Origin of the sequence: Bradyrhizobium sp. URHD0069 (assembly GCF_000701345.1) — a bacterium.
Classification (GTDB): domain Bacteria; phylum Pseudomonadota; class Alphaproteobacteria; order Rhizobiales; family Xanthobacteraceae; genus Bradyrhizobium.
Map to the genome: position 1 here is coordinate 72,352 of NZ_JNIJ01000030.1, position 18,184 is coordinate 90,535.

The 18,184-nt window shown below is 60.7% G+C and carries 14 protein-coding genes and 1 pseudogene; 12 read left to right on the top strand and 3 right to left on the bottom strand.

What is annotated here, in order from left to right:
• Positions 1-412 precede the first annotated feature (412 nt).
• The 6 genes from N554_RS0119155 (at position 413) to N554_RS0119180 (ending at position 6,313) form a co-directional block, all read left to right on the top strand.
• Positions 413-2,449, top strand: a complete 2,037-nt coding sequence (locus N554_RS0119155) for a DUF927 domain-containing protein (RefSeq protein WP_197033634.1) — start codon at positions 413-415, stop codon at positions 2,447-2,449.
• Complete coding sequence (locus tag N554_RS40110; protein ID WP_156041989.1) at positions 2,446-3,099, top strand: hypothetical protein; 654 nt, start codon at positions 2,446-2,448, stop codon at positions 3,097-3,099. The genes N554_RS0119155 and N554_RS40110 overlap by 4 nt, the downstream gene beginning before the upstream one ends.
• A 123-nt stretch (positions 3,100-3,222) precedes the next feature.
• Complete coding sequence (locus N554_RS36095) at positions 3,223-3,630, top strand: DUF5681 domain-containing protein (RefSeq protein WP_156041990.1); 408 nt, start codon at positions 3,223-3,225, stop codon at positions 3,628-3,630.
• Positions 3,620-4,960, top strand: coding sequence for a site-specific DNA-methyltransferase (locus N554_RS0119170; protein ID WP_081851318.1), 1,341 nt, complete (start codon positions 3,620-3,622; stop codon positions 4,958-4,960). The genes N554_RS36095 and N554_RS0119170 overlap by 11 nt, the downstream gene beginning before the upstream one ends.
• 312 nt (positions 4,961-5,272) lie before the next feature.
• Positions 5,273-5,944 carry a recombinase family protein gene (locus N554_RS0119175; RefSeq protein WP_029584941.1) on the top strand — a complete coding sequence of 224 codons (672 nt, stop codon included), beginning with the start codon at positions 5,273-5,275 and terminating at the stop codon, positions 5,942-5,944.
• Between the two features lie 153 nt (positions 5,945-6,097).
• Entirely contained in the window at positions 6,098-6,313 is a 216-nt protein-coding gene (locus tag N554_RS0119180; protein WP_029584942.1) for a hypothetical protein, read from the top strand.
• Between the two features lie 10 nt (positions 6,314-6,323).
• Here the strand turns inward: N554_RS0119180 and N554_RS0119185 are convergent, their stop codons facing one another.
• Both N554_RS0119185 and N554_RS0119190 read right to left on the bottom strand, forming a co-directional pair.
• Positions 6,324-6,506: a hypothetical protein gene (locus tag N554_RS0119185; RefSeq protein WP_029584943.1), complete on the bottom strand. Its 183-nt coding sequence runs from the start codon at positions 6,504-6,506 to the stop codon at positions 6,324-6,326.
• 343 nt (positions 6,507-6,849) lie between these two features.
• Positions 6,850-7,944 (bottom strand): YihY/virulence factor BrkB family protein, encoded by a 1,095-nt coding sequence (locus N554_RS0119190; RefSeq protein WP_036053582.1) that lies wholly within the window; start codon positions 7,942-7,944, stop codon positions 6,850-6,852.
• 275 nt (positions 7,945-8,219) lie between these two features.
• On the opposite strand from N554_RS0119190, the gene N554_RS0119195 reads away from it, so the two are divergent.
• Both N554_RS0119195 and N554_RS0119200 read left to right on the top strand, forming a co-directional pair.
• Entirely contained in the window at positions 8,220-8,405 is a 186-nt protein-coding gene (locus N554_RS0119195; protein ID WP_029584945.1) for a hypothetical protein, read from the top strand.
• Between the two features lie 261 nt (positions 8,406-8,666).
• A complete protein-coding gene (locus N554_RS0119200; RefSeq protein WP_029584946.1) occupies positions 8,667-14,210 on the top strand; it encodes a trifunctional serine/threonine-protein kinase/ATP-binding protein/sensor histidine kinase in 5,544 nt (1,847 codons plus the stop codon).
• Between the two features lie 257 nt (positions 14,211-14,467).
• Here N554_RS0119200 and N554_RS0119205 read toward each other — a convergent pair.
• Positions 14,468-14,731, bottom strand: a pseudogene (locus N554_RS0119205) (transposase); the annotation flags it as partial.
• Between the two features lie 216 nt (positions 14,732-14,947).
• Between N554_RS0119205 and N554_RS43060 the strand changes: the two are divergent.
• The 4 genes from N554_RS43060 to N554_RS38505 form a co-directional block, all read left to right on the top strand.
• Positions 14,948-15,244, top strand: a complete 297-nt coding sequence (locus tag N554_RS43060) for a site-specific integrase (protein WP_036053623.1) — start codon at positions 14,948-14,950, stop codon at positions 15,242-15,244.
• Positions 15,245-15,554: 310 nt separating this feature from the next.
• Positions 15,555-15,743, top strand: a complete 189-nt coding sequence (locus tag N554_RS40115; RefSeq protein WP_029584948.1) for a hypothetical protein — start codon at positions 15,555-15,557, stop codon at positions 15,741-15,743.
• A gap of 455 nt (positions 15,744-16,198) precedes the next feature.
• Positions 16,199-16,891 carry an alpha/beta fold hydrolase gene (locus tag N554_RS0119220; RefSeq protein WP_029584949.1) on the top strand — a complete coding sequence of 231 codons (693 nt, stop codon included), beginning with the start codon at positions 16,199-16,201 and terminating at the stop codon, positions 16,889-16,891.
• 209 nt (positions 16,892-17,100) lie between these two features.
• Positions 17,101-18,184 (top strand): IS30 family transposase (locus tag N554_RS38505; protein WP_036053625.1); only part of this gene is annotated, 1,084 nt, incomplete at its 3' end.

Here is an 18,184-nt window from a genome sequence, read left to right on the forward strand (position 1 = left end):
CAGTTGCTGCCAGCAAAATCTCGGAGATGCTGGGGCTCACGACGGAGCAGAGTTCATGACCGCCGAACCCGCCTTTGCTCCATTGAGGATGGTGGATTCGAGCGACAAACCACAAAAGGAGACTCAATCTTTCCCACTCGTAATCACGCCGGTCCCTGCAGGCGCGCCTCCGGTTCCGTTCGACCACCCACGGTTCGGAGCACCGATTGGGACATGGGAATATCGGGTTCGCGATGGTCGGTTGCTTGGGTACGTGGCCAGGTTCGATGTCGACGGCGGAAAGCAGATCCTGCCACGCACGTGGTGCCGTCACGAGAACGGTTCCGAGAGTTGGTCGTGGAAAGGATTTTGCGCCCCTAGGCCGCTTTACGGGCTTGATCGACTGGCGGCGCGTCCAAACGCACCAGTTCTTGTGGTCGAAGGCGAAAAGGCCGCTGACGCTGGCCAGCGCATCTTCCCCCCCTATGTCGTCGTGACATGGCCTGGCGGAGCGAACGCTGTCGAGAAGGCTGACTGGTCATCCCTGGCAGGACGCGACGTGACGCTGTGGCGCGACGCCGACGCTGCCGGCCGCAAGGCGATGGATCAGGTTAAGCGAGTGCTCGGCGCCGTCGGCGCCATAAGCATTCGAACGGTCCATTTGCCAGATGATATGCCGGAGGGATGGGATCTTGCCGAACCGCTTCCAGAGGGAGTGGACGCAGAGGAACTCATGCAGTCAGCCAGGCTAGCTCCGGCAGTACCTTCGATGCCGCCTGGATACTTCTTCACCAAGAGAGGTCTTGTCTGGCGGGAGGAGGGCGAGGACGACGACGAACTGCTTGTCGCCGGTCCCTTCGAACTGCTCGCAGAGACACGGGATGGCGAAGGAATGTCTTGGGGAGTTCTGCTGGGATGGAATGACCACGATGGTAGAGTCCACAGATACGCGCTCGCGCGAGCGATGCTTGCCGGAGATGGAGCCGATGCAAGGCGCATTTTGCTCGACGGGGGCCTCTACGTGGCGCCAAGCCGTAGAGCCCGTGACAAGCTGAACAGTTTCCTCGGCATGGTGCGCTCGTCCGAACGCGCTCGGGCAACAGCCAGGATTGGGTGGCACGAGGGTGTGTTTGTTCTGCCGGACGAGACGATCGGTGCCCGTGCCGCAAACGAGACAATTCTCCTTCAGCAGATTGGTCCCGTAAGGCATTCGTTCCGGCTGCGGGGTAGCCTCTCCGACTGGCAGGAAAACGTCGCGAAATCCGCCACCGGCAACAGCCGGCTCGTCCTTGCTCTTAGCGCCGCTTTCGCTGCCGCTCTTATCGAACCCTGCAATGCGGAAAGCGGTGGCATCCACCTGCGCGGTCTGTCATCGACGGGCAAGAGCACCGCGTTGATCGTAGCTGGCTCCGTATGGGGAGGCGGAGAGCCGGGCGGCTACGTCAGATCCTGGCGAGCGACAGCGAATGGCCTGGAGGGCGTAGCACTCGCCCATTGCGATGCACTGTTGTGTCTCGACGAACTGTCTCAGGTTCCTGCGCGCGAAGCAGGTGAAGTCGCATACATGCTTGGCAACGGATCCGGCAAATCGAGGAGCAATCGTGAAGGCCATGCCAAACCCGCAGCCCATTGGCGTACGCTGTTCCTGTCCTCCGGTGAGCTATCGCTTGCGGACAAGATTGCCGAGGATGGACGCGCAAGGCGCGCGGCCGGCGGTCAATCTGTACGGCTGATCGACTTGCCTGCGGATGCCGGCGCGGGTTGGGGGCTCTTTGAAGACCTGCACGGGTTTGTGTCCGCCGATGCATTCGCACGCCACCTCAAGGCAGCGTCGACGTCAACCTATGGCGCTCCTGCACGAACGTTCCTGCGTCACATCGCACGTGACATTGAAAACGTCAGGAAAGCGATCACCGAACACAGCCGAAAGTTCGGGGCCGATCTTGTAGACGAATCCGCGGACGGTCAGGTCGTTCGGGTTGCGCAGCGTTTCGCGCTCATTGGAATGGCCGGCGAGATCGCGGTCGGCGCCGGCATTCTGCCGTGGGCACCTGGGACCGGTATCCAAGCTGCAACGCGCTGCTTCCAAGATTGGCTGGAGGCGCGCGGAGGCATTGAGCCGACGGAAATCACAGATGGGATCGACCAAGTTCGAACGTTTGTTGCGGCTCACGGCATGTCCCGGTTCGTCCCCGCATGGGAGCGTACCGCTGACCAAATTGTCAGGGACGTTGCGGGTTATCGCAAACGCGAAGGGGAAGGTTGGGACTACTACGTAACGCCGTCTGCCTGGAAAGACGAAGTTTGCAAAGGCTTCAATGCTCCGACAATTGCGGCGGCACTGATTACCCGACAATTGATGATAGCGCCAGAAACGGGCTCCCACCTCAGTTGCGTGGTGCGGGTACCCGAACAGGGATCGCAGCGGCTGTACCGTTTGTCCTCAAGGCTTCTTGGGGGAGAGCGATGACTGACTGGTCGGCGATCCTCGTTCGTGCATTTGAGACGACACATCGAAATGATGGTGACACTGGTTACACTGGTTACAGAATGGCTAAGGCTTTGAGAGCAACGCCAAATTTGCCAGGTGCGGTCGTCACCACCCGGAACAAGCAGGCGGTAACATTGGTAACAGCGGCGTCATCGGCGGACGCTGTCACCACTGTAACCACTGCCTCCCTACCCGTTGGTGACAAAGTCGGAAATGCAATTCGTTCGACGGAACAAGTGCATCCGCGGCCTGTCACCAATGTAACCACTGTTACCAGCGATATTGAGTCAGTTGGCAAACAGGCTCTTGAGCAACTGCGGTCGATGACGCCACTGGAGAGCTTTGGTGCCGAAGCGTGGCACCAGCTTCTGCTCGACGCTGAAACCTTCTTCCAGCGCTGGTCGGCACCAGCGAAGTTGCTCGGCTGGAGCGATGAGGATCTGTTTGGTGTCCATCCCCACGCTCCCGCAGTCCGCTTCGACGCCATGGGTCTTCTGTTGCTGATTAAGGGCGGCGAAGTGATCGAACTTCACGAGCAATGTGCCAAGATTAGATCGCGTGGGGGCTCATTACTGGTCTATCGCAAGCAGGGATACACAGGCGCCGTACCGCTGTGGGAAGTTGGTTGAGCCCCACGTTCGCAGTTCTTCGCAATCATTCGAAAAAGCGCACGCTACAGGGCGGAGTCGTTATCACGTAGACTCGCTCGGTGAAGACGCGCGCTTCGCGCTTACGGCCGGGAATCCATGCAGATGTCCATCACCGATGTCGATGACGATGCAGAGCAAACATCGCGCCCGCCTGCGAAGGTCGGCTACGGCTGCCCCCCGGTGCACAGCCAGTTCAAGCCAGGCCAGTCAGGAAATCCCAGCGGCCGGGCTAAAGGAAGTCAAAACCTCAAGACCCTTTTCAATAAGGTCCTGAACGAGGAGATATCGCTCCGGGACGGATCAGACATTAAAAAGATATCCAAGGCTGAAGCGGTTGTGCGTGGCGTCGTCGTCGGAGCCCTAAAGGGTGACCCTCGCAATGTCGCAATCTTGTTTCGGTTGGCAGAGCAGGCAGGACAATTCCAGGATGGACCCTCCGACATCACCGAGATCAGACGCGTCATCGTAAGGTGGCAGGGCGACAAGGACGAGGAAGCCGATGCGGTCTGACTTGGAACGGCAGCCTGCGCAGCAAAGCGAAACCCTGGTAACAGCCAAGTCTGCAGGGAAGGTAACCTGGCCGGCGGATCACGTTGAGCGCTGGCCGACGGAGCGGCTGATCCCGTTTGCCCGTAACGCCCGCACCCATAGTGACGCACAAGTCAGCCAGATTGCATCGTCGATCCGCGAGTGGGGCTGGACCAATCCAGTGCTCGTGGCCGAAGATGGTACGATTATCGCGGGTCACGGGCGGGTATTGGCAGCACGCAAACTGCGCATCACCGACGTCCCTGTCATGATAGCTTCTGGTTGGACGGACGCGCAAAAGCGGGCCTATGCCATCGCCGACAACAAGCTCACTCTGAATGGCGGCTGGGACGAGGAACTACTTGGCCTCGAACTTGGAGAGCTGCAGGTATTGGGGTTCGACCTCGATCTTATTGGTTTCACCGAAAGCGAACGAGAAGCACTAGCCGCGCAGTTTACGGAAGGGTTGACCGATCCAGATGCCGTGCCAGACCTGCCCAGCGAGCCCATCGCGCGAGCCGGCGATCTTTGGGTCCTTGGCACGCATCGCCTCCTTTGCGGTGACAGCACGTCCGCGGAATCTACCGAGCGGCTGCTGGCCGGGGTCAAGCCGCAGCTGATGATCACCGATCCGCCCTATGGCGTGAACTACGATCCGGCCTGGCGGAAGCGGGCCGGCGTAAACCTCAATGCCCGCAAGCTCGGCAAGGTAGCGAACGACGATCGCGCCGATTGGCGGGAGGCCTGGGCACTGTTCCCGGGCTCAGTTGCATATGTCTGGCATGCGGGGCGGCACACGAGCGAGGTCCAGCAATCGCTGGAGGCCTCCGGATTCGAGATGCGCTCCCAGATCATCTGGGCCAAGGACCGTTTCGCGCTCAGCAGAGGCCACTATCATTGGCAGCATGAACCATGCTGGTACGCCGTGCGAGGATCCGCAGGCGCGAATTGGAGCGGGGACCGCAAGCAATCAACACTTTGGACCATCAACGCCCGCGAGGACGATGGTCATGGCCACGGCACCCAGAAGCCGGTCGAGTGCATGCGCCGGCCCATTGAAAACAATTCATCACCGGGGCAAGCCGTGTATGAGCCATTCAGCGGATCCGGCACTACCATAGTCGCGGCCGAGATGACGGGGCGCTCCTGCTTCGCGATCGAGATCGATCCGGCCTATGTCGATGTCGCGGTGCTTCGCTGGCAGGCCTTTACGGGGCAAACGGCGACGCTCTCCCAGGACGGTAGGTCATTGGCGGAGGTTGCCCTTGAGCGCGACAGTGGGGCCGCCAGCGCGCCAGGATCGGCCGCGTGACGCGCTTTCGATGAAGCCCTGGAGTTTGCGGTCTTATCGTGTCTCAGTTGCGCGACACTGGCGGTGTTCCTCGGCCGGAACCGCGATTCTGACTCTACACTTGTAAAATCTTAGTCTACTCTCCGCAGAACCGGGGCTGGCGGATCGAACGTTTTCAAACCTATTTATTTTGAGCCCGGTGGGTCGCAGCGCGAAAATGCCTGCGGCCTTTTTCATTCGAACGTTCGTCTGCGCTGCTGCAACATGAAAAGAGCAACTATGTTGCTCTGGTTTGCGCTACGACCAAACGGCATACGGTGGTATGCCGTTTGTATGGGGCGCGCCGTCGCATATCTTCGAGTTTCCACGCAACAGCAGCAGCGCTCCGGGCTTGGAATTGAGGCGCAAAGGGCAGCAATCGAGCGCTTTGCCGTGGCCGAGTCGCTGACCATCATCGAAGAGTATGCCGAGTTCGAGACCGGGAAGGGCGCTGATGCGCTCGATAGGCGGCCGCAGTTAGCGGCTGCCTTGGCTGCGGCGAGGAAGGCGAAGTGCAGCATCGTTGTTTCCAAGCTGGATCGGCTTTCCCGCGATGTTGCGTTTGTCTCGGGCTTAATGGCCCAAAGGGTGCCGTTCATTGTTGCTGAACTCGGCCGCGATGCTGACCCGTTCATGCTGCACCTGTACGCAGCCTTGGCGGAAAAGGAACGGCGACTGATATCGGAGCGAACAACGGCGGCGCTGCAGGCGAAGAAGGCGAGCGGGGCAAAGCTGGGCAACCCGACAAACCTTTGTGTTGCCGGCTCAATCGGCCGCATCGCACAGGGGCAAGTAGCGGATGAATTTGCCGCAAAGCTGATGCCCTTGGTCCAGGCGATCCGGAATGCCGGGGCGCTTACCCTGAGCGAGATTGCCAGCGCTCTCAACGCTCGCGGTGTCCGACCAGCTCGGGGCAACAACTGGCACCGGTCATCTGTTAGAAACCTACTGGCTCGTATTGAGTAGCGCCTTACCTTTTTATAGGCGGGAAATTCGCGCGGAGTCTTCTGCCGTGTTGCGTCGTGTCTGTGGTCGATCGGCAAAGCGTTGGATGCGCCCCTGCTAAGGCCCGGGACCCTCGCAATCTGGAACGGAATGTCGCCGGTTCGATTAGTCGGTATGACCGAACGAGTTCTCTACGAAAGTAGCAATGGGGATGTCTGGGCGCTAACGCGCGACCCGGCATCGAACATGCCCGTCGTGAAACACCAGCCTACCGCCAGCTCAGGCGGACAGATGTCCTACACGGATATCGGCAAATTCCTGCGAAATGGGGCCAGCGGCCCAGAGCACCAAGAGCTGCTGAAGCTTATCGGTACGCTGCTCGACGGCTAAGGAACGGCGATCAGGCTGACCACTTATCCGCTTCGCGCCGGGCTTCGTCGTCATTAAGGCGCTCGGCCACGTCAGCAGCGAGATCTGGATCCTCAGTATTGGCGATGGGCTTGCCGTCCTGCTTTTTGATCTTTCGGCCTTCGGCAGTCACCGGGAAATCATCTGGCTTCAGTGGCTTCTTGGAAGTGGACATGACCTCTTCCTCCTGTGGCCATTACGATAACACGCCTTCTAACGAGCCCCGCAAATTATTGATTCCGGAGGGGAGCCGCCCGGTTAGTTCGATCTCAGCTGTTCCCCGCCGCGGAGGGGGTTGCTGCTATATCGCCGCAGCACCTGACCGTCGGGGGGCGAACCCAAGCGCCGCCGCCAGACCAGTGGCCCGAACAAAGCTGTCACGCACCGCCCGAGGGCGCGCGTCAGCGCGGTGGGGAAGTTTGCTGGCGGATCCGTTCCGCTCGCCCGCCCTCCGAAGCCAGTCCCGCCCGGGCTTCGTGGGCCGGCATGAACCCGATCTGGAAATCGAAGGCCCGGCGTCACCTGCTCTGGGCCGCTCCAACCGTGTCGGCCACCCGGGCCCCGCGTGCCCCCATGGGCTTCGGGGAGCCGGTCGTGGTGTCGCGCGCGGTCTGATGCTCCATCTCGGCGTCGAGTTCGGCACCCAGCAGGATGACGATCGCGGAAATCCACAACCAGGTCATGAAGCCGATGACCGCGCCCAACGAGCCGTAGGTCTCGTTGAACTTCCCGAAGCTGGACGCGTACCATGAGAACAGCGCCGAGATCCCGAGCCATAGGATTGTGGCCAGGGCGCTGCCCCAGGTGATCCACCGCCACCGCGGCGCCTCGCGGCTCGGCCCGTAACGGTAGATGACGGCCAGAGCGAGCGTCAGGACCGCGAACATCGCCGGCCACCGGCCGAGAAGCAGGAGCAGATCAGCCGCCTCGGAAAGCCCGACGTACTTGAGCGCGACGGGTATGACCACGATGGCGGAGAGCGCAGCCACGACGAAGAGGATGCCGCCGACCGTGAAGAGGAGCGATATCGCGTTCAGCTTCACGAAGCCTCGCTTCTCCTCCTCGCCGTACACGATGTTCAGGGTGTCGAAGAGCGACTTCATCGCCGCGTTGGCACTCCAGAGCGAGATCCCGAGACCCGCCAGAAATGTGAACCCGAGGGTCTGCGGGCCCTTCGAGACGACGCGCGTGAGCTGCTCCCGCGCCACGTCGATGGCGCCGCCGGGCAGAACTTCGGATACCTGGTCGAGATGCCTCGCTATGGCCGACGGGTCCGCGAATAGCCCGTACACCGCAACCAGGGCTGCGAGCGCGGGGAAGATGGCCAGCAGACTGTAGTACGTCATGCCCGCCGCAAGAGCCAGGATCCGGTGCTCCGACACATTCGAATACACCCGAAGCAGGATGTCCTTCCAACCGCTTGGCGGTATCTCGGAAGGCGTCGTGGCGAGGCGGCCGCGGCCATCGTCGTCCGTCGCGGCGCGCGAGCCGGCGGACGAGGACACCCCCGACCGCTCGCCGCCGCCGGAGAGGAGGTATTCAATCGCCGCCGCAGCAGCCAACAGGGCAACGACCGGAAGGAGGGCCCCACCATCGGACCGGGAGGTATCCATCGCTGCTCGCTTGCTTCGTAACATCGCCTTCACCGATCACCGGAAGACGTCCAAGCGAAAAGAGAACGAGCAGGTGCGCAGGAACGTTCCCGCTGCTACAGCAGCGATACTCAGTTGGAACATTGTCCCCGCACCACCTTTGACTCGACGGACAACCGCCCGCCGTTGGAGAACGGCGCTTTTAGCGGAGAGCCAAAGACTCACGCCCGCTCTTCAAGCAGGGGCCGGCGCGGATAGCATCGTCCCGGATCGCGCCTCGAACCAGTGATGGACGCTTGAAGAAGCCGGCAAAAACGCGCGAAGAACTCGAATCCGCCATCAGGCTGGAGATGGAAGATATCTGCGAATGGCCGACGGGTCTGGCCATTTCCGTCGCCCCCCACGAAGACACCTGGAAAGTCGTGATCATGACGGACACGTCCAATCCGGCAAAATGGTCCATGCTGCGCTTCTCCTTCTGATGCTTGAGGCCGTAACCACGGACCTCGTTTCACCATCAGCCTGAAGCGCAGCACCAAAAATCTTCAGCTATCCACAAGCTGGGCCGGCCGATTACCCCATCTTTGCTGCGCACTACGGACTCAACTCGGACATCGAGCTAGGTGCGAAAACCTTCACAGGAGCTGCCATTGCTCCTTGTGTGTGCTAATCTTTCCGGCTCAAGCAGATGCAGCACCTTCTTAGCCCGACAGCCGTCACCGGCTTGATGGAGGAGGCGGCAGATGAAGGCTTCGACTGGGTTCGACGCTGATGGGGATCGCAGCTTCCGCATCCTGTGGGAGGATGGTGACCGCATCTTCTGCCGGGGAGACCGCCGGAGCGCCGATGGCGACGGGGACACGGTGCTCGTCGTTCTGCCTGCCACGGAGCACCCTGCACCCGCCAGCCTCGATCGTCTTGCTCACGAATACGGCTTGAAAGATGAGCTGGACGTGGCCTGGGCGGTGCGGCCACTCGAACTCGTGCGCGAGCGCGGTCGGACCATGCTGGTGCTCGAGGATTTGGGCAGTGAGCCGCTCGCCCAACTGCTCGGCGCGCCTCTGGAGCTGGGACGCTTCTTGCGCTTCGCAATCGGAATTACTAGCGCTCTCGGCAAGGCGCACCAGCGCGGCCTCGTCCACAAGGACATCAAGCCGGCCAATATCCTCGTCAACAAGACGACTAACGAAGTCAGGCTCACCGGGTTCGGTATCGCCTCGCGGCTGCTCCGCGAGCGGCCGTCGCCGGAGCCTCCCGAGACCATCGCCGGCACTCTCGCCTATATGGCGCCCGAACAGACCGGGCGGATGAACCGCTCGATTGACGCCCGCAGCGACCTTTATGCGCTGGGCGTCACGCTGTTCCAGATGCTCACTGGCTCTCTGCCGTTCACTGCGGTCGATCCGATGGAGTGGGTACACTGCCATATTGCTAGAAAGCCCCTACCACCTGGCGAACGATTGAAGAATATCCCGGCCGTGGTCTCGGCCATCATCATGAAGCTGCTCGCCAAGACGGCCGAGGAGCGTTACCAGACGGCGGCCGGCGCGGAGCGCGATCTGCGACGCTGCCTCTTCGAATGGGAAGCCCGGGGAGCGATCGGCGACTTCCCACTCGGCCAACAGGACACCCCCGATCGGCTGCTGATACCCGAGAAACTCTATGGCCGCGAGCGCGAAGTCGGAACCTTGCTCGCCGCCTTCTATCGCATCGTCAAGAGCGGCGCCCCGGAGCTGGTGCTGGTCTCCGGCTATGCCGGCATCGGCAAGTCCTCTGTCGTTAATGAACTGCACAAGGAGCTGGTGCCGCCGCGCGGGCTCTTCGCCGCAGGCAAGTTCGACCAGTACAAGCGTGACATCCCCTATGCGACGCTTGCTCAGGCCTTTCAGAGCCTCGTCCGGCCTCTGCTCGGCAAGAGCGACGCCGAGCTGAGCGCTTGGCGCGACGCCCTTAAGGAGGCGCTGGGCCCCAACGGCAAGCTGATGGTCGACCTCGTCCCCGAGCTGAAGCTCATCATCGGAGAACAGCCACCGGTCCTTGAGCTTCCGCCACAAGACGCGCAGCGGCGTTTCCAGCTGGTGTTTAGGCGGTTCATCGGCGTCTTCGCCCGGCCGGAACATCCACTGGCGCTGTTCCTCGACGATCTGCAGTGGCTCGATGGGGCGACGCTCGACTTGTTGGAGGATCTGCTGACGCAGCCGGACGTGCATCATTTGATGTTGATCGGCGCGTACCGCGACAACGAGGTCGATCCGTCCCATCCGCTGATGCGGAAGCTCGGCGCCATCCGGAACGCCGGAGCCTCCATTCATGAGATCAGGCTAGTGTCCCTCCGCTGTGAATACGTGACGCAGTTGGTTGTGGACGCTCTTCACACCGATGCCGAACGTGCTGCTCCGCTAGCGCACTTGGTTCAGGAGAAGACGGCCGGCAATCCGTTTTTCGTGATCCAGTTTCTTCACGTGCTTGCCGAGGAGGATTTGCTCGCGTTCGCTCACGACCAGGGGCAATGGGCGTGGGATCTCAATTGCATTCGCGCCAAGGGCTACACCGACAACGTGGTGGACCTGATGGCCGGCAAGCTCACCCGCCTGCCACCCGAAACCCAAACGGCGTTGCAGCAGCTGGCCTGTCTCGGCAACGTCGCCGGGACCACGATGCTTTCTATTGTTCTGGGAATGTCGGAGGAACAGGTCCACGCCGCTCTATTAGCGGCCGTCCGTCAGGAGTTGGTCGAGCGTGTGGCGGGCGCTTACCGGTTCGTCCACGACCGCATTCAGGAAGCCGCCTATTCGCTCATTCCGGAAGCATCACGCGCGGAGGTCCACCTCCGGATAGGAAGGCTGCTCGCCGCCCGCACTCCCGCAGGAAAGCGGGAGGAGGCGATCTTCGAGATCGTCAATCAGCTCAACCGAAGCGCCGCGCTGATCACCGCACGGGACGAGCGCGAGCAATTGGCCGAGTTCAACCTGATCGCGGGAGAGCGCGCGAAGACATCCACCGCTTACGCCTCTGCGCTCAAGTATCTGGTTGCCGGTGCGGCACTGTTGGCAGGAGACTCGCGCGAGCGCCGGCATGAGCTGATCTTCCAACTGGAGCTGCATCGGGCCGAGTGCGAGTACTTGACGGGCGCGCTGACGGATGCGGAGCAACTCTTGGAAGCGCTTTCGGCCCGCGCCACAGATGCGGTCGAACAAGCGACCGTCGCGTGCTTGCGTATGGATCTGTACGTGACCCTCGATCAGAGCGGCCGCGCGGTCGCCGTCGGTCTCGATTATCTCCGGCATCTGGGCATCGACTGGTCACCGCATCCGACGGCAGAAGAAGCGTGCCGCGAATACCAGCGGATCTGGTCAACCCTGGGAGACCGCCCGATCGAGGCACTCGTCGAGGTGCCTTTGATGAGCGACCCGACATCCCTCGCGACCCTCGACGTTCTGACCAAACTCGCGCTGCCTGCCTTGTATACGGATGCGAACCTGGCTTGCTTGGTCATCTGCCGGGTTGTCAATCTCAGCCTGGAGAGCGGGAACTGTGACGGCTCGTGCTTCGTCTATGAATGGTTTGGTGGCATGATCGCCGGACCGCGCTTCGGCGACTACCAGGCCGGATTTCGATTCGGCCGGCTGGGCTATGACCTAGTCGAACAGCGCGGGCTAAAGCGCTTCCAGGCCAGGACGTATATGAACTTTGGAAATGTCGTCCTACCGTGGACAGCACATGTCCGGGCTGGCCGTGAACTGGTACGTCGCGCATTCGAGGCCGCAAACCAAAGCGGGGACCTGAATTTTGCGGGGCACTGCTGTAGCCATCTCAACACAAACCTTCTCGCGGCGGGCGATCCACTCGATGAGGTGCAAGGCGAAGCCGAGCGTGGTCTCGCCTTTGCGCAAAACATGCGATTCGGTCTTGCCATTGATCGCATCAGCACGCAGCTCGGGCTAATCCGGACTCTCCGGGGACGGACGCCAACATTCGGCTGCTTTGACGGCGAGCAGTTTGACGAGCGTCGGATCGAGCGCCGCTTCTCAGAGAATCCGGACTTGGCATTTGCCGAGTGCTGGTATTGGGTGCGTAAGCTGCAGGCGCGCTATTTTGGTGGCGACTATGTTGCAGCCGTCGATGCGTCATTAAAAGCACAACGGCTGCTGTGGATATCAGCATCACATTTCGAAACGGCGGAGTATCACTTCTACGGCGCGCTGGCCCGCGCGGCATGTTGCGCCTCCGCAGCGGCAGACCAGTACCAGCAGCATCTCCAGGCTCTGGTCACGCACCACCGACAGCTCGAGATCTGGGCGGCGAATTGCCCAGAGAACTTCGAGAACCGCGCAGCACTGGTCGGGGCGGAGATCGCCCGGATCGAAGGCCGCGCGCTAGATGCCGAGCATCTCTACGAGCAGGCCATCCACTCGGCCCGCGCAAATGGCTTTATTCACAATGAGGCGCTCGCCTTCGAACTGGCTGCCCGCTTTTACGCGGCGCGCGGCTTCGAAGAGTTTGCGCGTGAGTATGTGCGGAACGCCCGCTATTGCTACCTGCGCTGGGGAGCCGATGGCAAGGTGCGACAGCTCGATGAGATGTATCCGCAGCTCGGCAGGGAAGAGTCCGCAGCCGGCCCGACGAGCACGATCGGGACTTCCGTCGAACAGCTCGACCTCGCGACCGTGATTAAGCTATCGCAAGCGGTCTCAGGTACGATCGTGCGGGAGAAGCTGCTGATCACGGTCATGCGCACCGCGATCGAGCACGCGGGCGCCGAGCGCGGCCTGTTGATCCTGTCGCGCGAGGCTGAGCCGCGGATCGCTGCGGAAGCTGCGATCGACGGCGACACGGTCGCCGTGCACCTGTGCGACAAGCCCGTGACCGCAGCAGTGCTGCCGGAAGCCGTCCTCCACTATGTCCTGCATACCAGAGAGAGCGTCATTCTCGACGATGCCGCGACCCAAAACCCGTTTTCGGCGGATCCGTACATCCATCGGCATCAGGCACGATCCATTCTTGGGCTGCCCTTGATCACCGAAGCCAAGCTCAACGGCGTGCTCTATCTCGAGAACAACCTGGCTGTGCGAGCTTTTGCGCCGGGTCGGATCGCGGTGCTCAAGCTGCTCGCCTCGGATGCGGCCATCGCGCTCGAGAATGCCCGGTTGTATCGCGATCTCGCCGAACGCGAAGCCAAGATCCGGCGCCTGGTCGACGCCAACATCATCGGGATTTTCATCTCGAAACGTTCGGGTGAAATCATCGAAGCCAACGACGCGTTCCTCAAGATGGTGAGATACGACCAGGAGGATCTGACCGCAGGCGACATGCGCTGGACGGATTTGACGCCACCGGAATGGCGTGCCACTACCGCCCGCGCCCTGGAGGGATTGGACCCCAATCGGGTGGTTCAACCCTATGAAAAGGAGTACTTGCGCAAGGACGGCAGCCGCGTGCCCGTGCTGGTCGGCTCAGCCGCGTTCGACGAACAGCGAGACCAAGGTGTCACCTTCGTGCTTGATTTGACCGAGCGCAAGCGTGCGGAGGCAGAAGCTCGAGAAAGCGAGCGGCGATTTTTCGACGTGCAAATGGAGCTCGCGCACGCCAATCGCCTGGCCACGATGGGCCAGCTCTCGGCCTCGATCGCCCATGAAGTCAGGCAGCCCCTCGCCGCGACAGTCAGCAACGCCGAGGCCGGTCTGCGCTGGCTGGGGAGGCAACCGCCGGATCTGGAGGAAGTGCGGCAAACGCTCGGTGCTATCGTGGAGATCGGCCATCGAGCCGGCGATGTTGTCGGCCGGATCCGTGCCCTCATCCAGAAGGCGCCGCCCCGGAAGGATCGCGTGGACCTCAACGGGGCGATCCGCGAGGTGATTGAGCTTACCCGCGGCGAAGCGGTGAAGAACAGCGTCTCGGTGCGGGCGCAACTCGCGGACGGACTGCCGCCCATTCACGGCGATCGCGTCCAACTGCAGCAAGTGGTCCTGAACCTCATCATCAACGCCGTCGAGGCGATGAGCGGAGTCAGCGAAGGAACGCGAGACTTGCTGATCAGCACCCGGAAAGCCGAGTCAGGCGGCGTGCTCGTTGCGGTGATGGATTCGGGCCCGGGGCTGGCTTCTGCAAGCCTCGAGCGGCTCTTCGACGCTTTCTACACGACGAAGCCCTGCGGCTTGGGGATGGGGCTGTCGATCTGCCGTTCGATCATCGACGCGCACGGCGGCCGGTTGTGGGCGAGCGCGAAGGTCCCCCGGGGCGCCATTCTTCAATTCACTTTGCCTGCCCACAACGACATTCCATCGTGATCCGGTGACACCCCAAGTACGCCTCCCATGCTGTCCGGTGCCGCCGAAAACCGCTGATGAGTGGCTTTGCCGAACGTCCGCGTTGGGTCTTGGCCGTGTAAAAAGCACCGGCAGTATTGACGCTTCGTGGCTCCGCGACGTCGCAGTGCGTGGTCATATTTCAGCATTTGGTGGTTTTGTACCTGGAAGCGCTTCTGATCAGGATTTCAGCCATTCTGAGCGGTTCTGCAAGTGCAGGCGGATGGGTGTCGGCGGGACTACGCCCTCATCGCCGCTATTAGCGGTTTGGTGCCCATGATGTTCATGACCCGCGTCATATTGTAGGCCAGCACGTGCAACGCCATCTCGGCGGCAACCCGTGGCAGCGTCTTCATCAGGAAGTGGGTTGCGCCCATCCGGGCCTTGATTGTGCCGAAGGGATGCTCGACCGTCTCGCGCCGCTGGCGCATCTTCTCCGGATGCTCGTCGAGCCGGCGCTGTACTGCCTCAAGAATATGCTCATGCTCCCAACGGGTGATCCGTGCCCTCAACAAAGCGCATCATCTGATCCCCCGCAAATCGCGTGGGAATCATAACCCGAGAATCACTTCAAGCAGCGCGTTTTTACACAACCAGGGTCATTCGCTACCGGTCGCTCGTCGCCGGGCCGGACCCGAAGTCCGTACTGGTCTGAAAGCTGACTTAGCTCCAACGCCCTGGCTCATGCTTCTCGCCTTCTCTAACCGAGGAGTATGACGATGCAAGATCAAGAAAACGCGACCATCGCGTCCCACAAGCGAGTGCCCTGGAATGAGGGCAAGGTGACCGGAGCGAAGCCCCCGCTGCGCCCCAAACACGTCTGGTCGATCCGGACAAAACTCCAGATCGAAGGTCGTGCTCGGGACCTCGCCATGTTCAACTTGGCGATCGACAGCAAGCTGCGTGGCTGTGACGTCGTGGCGATCAACGTCGAAGATATCGCCGCCAGCGATATGCTGCGGATCGCGCAACGGTGCGACAGAAGAAAACCGGTCGGCCGGTCAGATTCGAGTTGAGCGAACAGACCCGCCAAGCAGTCGATGACTATTTGAAAGCCGCCAACAAAAGACCCGGGGAGTTCCTGTTCACTGGTCGTCGTGGCGCCGAACGCAGTATGACAACGCGGCAACATGCGCGTCTCGTCTCTGAATGGATAGATAGCGTTGGCCTATACGGCAACGCCAAGGCGACCATTGCCTACGCGTGGTCCTCTCCTCTGGAGGGTACTACCAAGCGACGGTTTTTTACGGTGCTGCATCAGGGACCGGTTAAATCGCCAGTGGACGCAGTGCGCGCCGCGATAGTGGCAGAGTCCAAGGGACGATCATGAAAAAAACTTTTACAGGCTCCAGCCAACAAGAGGCGCGTACCAAGGCCGATAACTGGTGGGCGGCTCAAAAGGGGCTGCGAAAGGTGTCGCAAACCGAAGTCGCAACGGGGGAAGAGGGTCCGTCTATCGATCTTGCCGATCGCTGGGCTGTTACCATCCACTTTGAGGATGAGAATTCAAATTAGGACACTACCGCGAGGTCCGAAAAGTGCCCATGAGCCGACATGGCGCAACGACGGTCGAGGCCGCAAAGCGCCAATACGAGACGTGCTGGCGAGGACCGCCGATGGTAGCCTGCGAACATACTTGTGTGCTGGATATCACGATGATCACTTTCATTACGCGGTTTTCGAGAGGCCAACGGACCGAAGCTCAATAATGTCGCGCTCGCCGCATTTAACGGGCCGGCGCGAAATTACCGCCCCTGAACGGCGAGATGTGCGACAGCGGCAAATTGGCTACTGCCAGGCATAGCGCACCCACGGGCGTTTTTCGGGCCAGATCGAGTTCGATTGGGAGAGCAGTCATCGGCCTATGGTGCAGTCAGAATTGCCAATCTCGGTACTGTTGATGGTTAGGGCGAGATACATCTGTCTCCCAGTGGTCATCGTGACCTTCAACCAATTCAACAGGATAACCGATGGCAAACTTCGTCTTGGTACATGGCGCCTGGCACGGCGGATGGTGCTGGAAACGGGTCGCGGAATTGCTCCGCACCAAGCACCACAGCGTTTTTACGCCCACGCTGACCGGCCTGTGCGAACGGTCTCACCTGCTCAATCCCGACATCGACCTGGACACCCATATCCTCGACATCGTGAACGAAATAAAGTGGAAAGATCTGCGCGACGTAATTCTCGTCGGCCATTCTTACGGAGGAATGGTGGTTTCCGGCGTTGTCGAGAAAATGGAGAAATCAATTGCCGCATTGGTGATGGCGGACGCATTTTTCCCTGCTGACGGCCAAAGCTCTTGCGACATCGATCCAATGAAGCCACAAATCCTCAAGGCCCGCGATGAAGGCGTAACTGCGCTGCCGCCACTGCCGGCCGCGATGTTAGGCGTCAACGAGAAAGACCGTGCGTGGGTTGACGCAAAATGCACCCCGCAGCCGATCCAGTGCTTCCTGCAACCTATTTCGCTGACGGGAGCCCGTGAGCGCATCGGAAAGAAGGCGTTTATCCGTGCCAAGGACTTTCCATATGCCGGCTTCGATGCAGGGATGTCCGCAGCGCGCATACGTGAATGGGATATACACGAGGTGCCGGGAGGACATGATGTGATGATCGACGCTCCGAAGCAGCTAGCCGAAATCCTTGACCGGCTTGCGTAGTTACACCCGGCGCCGGACCCGACGTCGTCCTCTCGCAATCGAGGAAGCGGCCGAGAGATGTCGGGTATTGTCTCTATCCGGTGTCAAAAATGACGCTTCGGGTCAAACTGAGAAGAACTCAGTGTGAGCATATGTTTTCCGCTTTGCCCCGGTGGTCTCAACCGGTCGATGCAACACTTTATCTTGAAGGCGAGATGGAGTGTGCTTTGATGGGTCATAGATTTCATCGAGGGTTTACGGCGGCAGAGAAAACGGAGTTATGGGATCGCTGGAAGCGCGGAGAGTCGCTGAAGGCGATCGGGCGAGCTTTTGGTAAGCAGTCATCGTCGATCTATTTTTTGGTGGCTCCACATGGTGGAATTCGTCCTGCCCAGCGTCGTCGCTCCAGGCTGGCATTGACGCTCGCGGAACGCGAGGTGATTTCCAGAGGCGTTACGGCACATCAATCGGCACGATCGATCGCCAAGTTGCTTGGTCGCTCGCCCTCGACGGTGAGCCGGGAAATGAGCCGCAATGGCGGCTATGATCGCTACCGAGCGGCGCTTGCGGATGAGAATGCCTGGGCGCGAGCTCGTCGTCCAAAATGTTGTAAATTGGCGAACAGTCCGCGGCTACGGCGAGCGGTGGCGGGGAAGCTCAGATTGGATTGGTCGCCCGAGCAGATAGCCGGTTGGCTGAAGAGAACGCATCCTGAAGACGAGTGTAATCAGGTGTCACACGAGACGATCTACCGCAGTCTATTTGTTCAAGCCCGCGGGGTGCTCAAGAAAGAGCTGCTTGGTCATCTTCGATCGAAACGCTCGATGCGTCGCTCCAAGCCGGTTGATCCGAATGGCGATAGACGGGGGCATATCAAGGATATTGTCTCAATCCGTCAGCGACCGGCGGTGGTTGAAGATCGGGCGGTGCCTGGCCATTGGGAAGGCGATCTCCTGTCCGGACCGAACAACAGCTACATCGCGACCTTGGTCGAGCGCCATACGCGTTACGTGATGTTGGCCAAGGTGGCAGGTAAGGACACCCAGACGGTCGTCTCCGCGCTCATCAAGCAGGCGAAGAAGCTACCAGAGGAGCTGTATAAGTCCCTGACCTGGGACCGGAAAAAGGAACTCACGGATCATCGTCGCTTTACGTTGGCGACCAAAATCGACGTATACTTTTGCGATCCGCAAAGCCCGTGGCAGCGCGGCTCGAACGAGAACACCAATGGCCTGCTGAGACAGTACTTTCCGAAAGGCACCGATTTGTCGGTGCACTCGCAAGCCTATCTGAACAAAGTGGCTCGCCAGCTAA

Excerpts from the sequence above, each read along its gene's own strand:
- N554_RS40110 (WP_156041989.1), top strand. The coding sequence starts at position 2,446 with ATGACTGACTGGTCGGCGATCCTCGTTCGTGCATTTGAGACGACACAT.
- N554_RS36095 (WP_156041990.1), top strand. The coding sequence starts at position 3,223 with ATGTCCATCACCGATGTCGATGACGATGCAGAGCAAACATCGCGCCCG.
- N554_RS0119170 (WP_081851318.1), top strand. The coding sequence starts at position 3,620 with ATGCGGTCTGACTTGGAACGGCAGCCTGCGCAGCAAAGCGAAACCCTG.
- N554_RS0119175 (WP_029584941.1), top strand. The coding sequence starts at position 5,273 with ATGGGGCGCGCCGTCGCATATCTTCGAGTTTCCACGCAACAGCAGCAG.
- N554_RS0119180 (WP_029584942.1), top strand. The coding sequence starts at position 6,098 with ATGACCGAACGAGTTCTCTACGAAAGTAGCAATGGGGATGTCTGGGCG.
- N554_RS0119185 (WP_029584943.1), bottom strand. The coding sequence starts at position 6,506 with ATGTCCACTTCCAAGAAGCCACTGAAGCCAGATGATTTCCCGGTGACT.
- N554_RS0119190 (WP_036053582.1), bottom strand. The coding sequence starts at position 7,944 with ATGGATACCTCCCGGTCCGATGGTGGGGCCCTCCTTCCGGTCGTTGCC.
- N554_RS0119200 (WP_029584946.1), top strand. The coding sequence starts at position 8,667 with ATGAAGGCTTCGACTGGGTTCGACGCTGATGGGGATCGCAGCTTCCGC.
- N554_RS43060 (WP_036053623.1), top strand. The coding sequence starts at position 14,948 with ATGCAAGATCAAGAAAACGCGACCATCGCGTCCCACAAGCGAGTGCCC.
- N554_RS40115 (WP_029584948.1), top strand. The coding sequence starts at position 15,555 with ATGAAAAAAACTTTTACAGGCTCCAGCCAACAAGAGGCGCGTACCAAG.
- N554_RS0119220 (WP_029584949.1), top strand. The coding sequence starts at position 16,199 with ATGGCAAACTTCGTCTTGGTACATGGCGCCTGGCACGGCGGATGGTGC.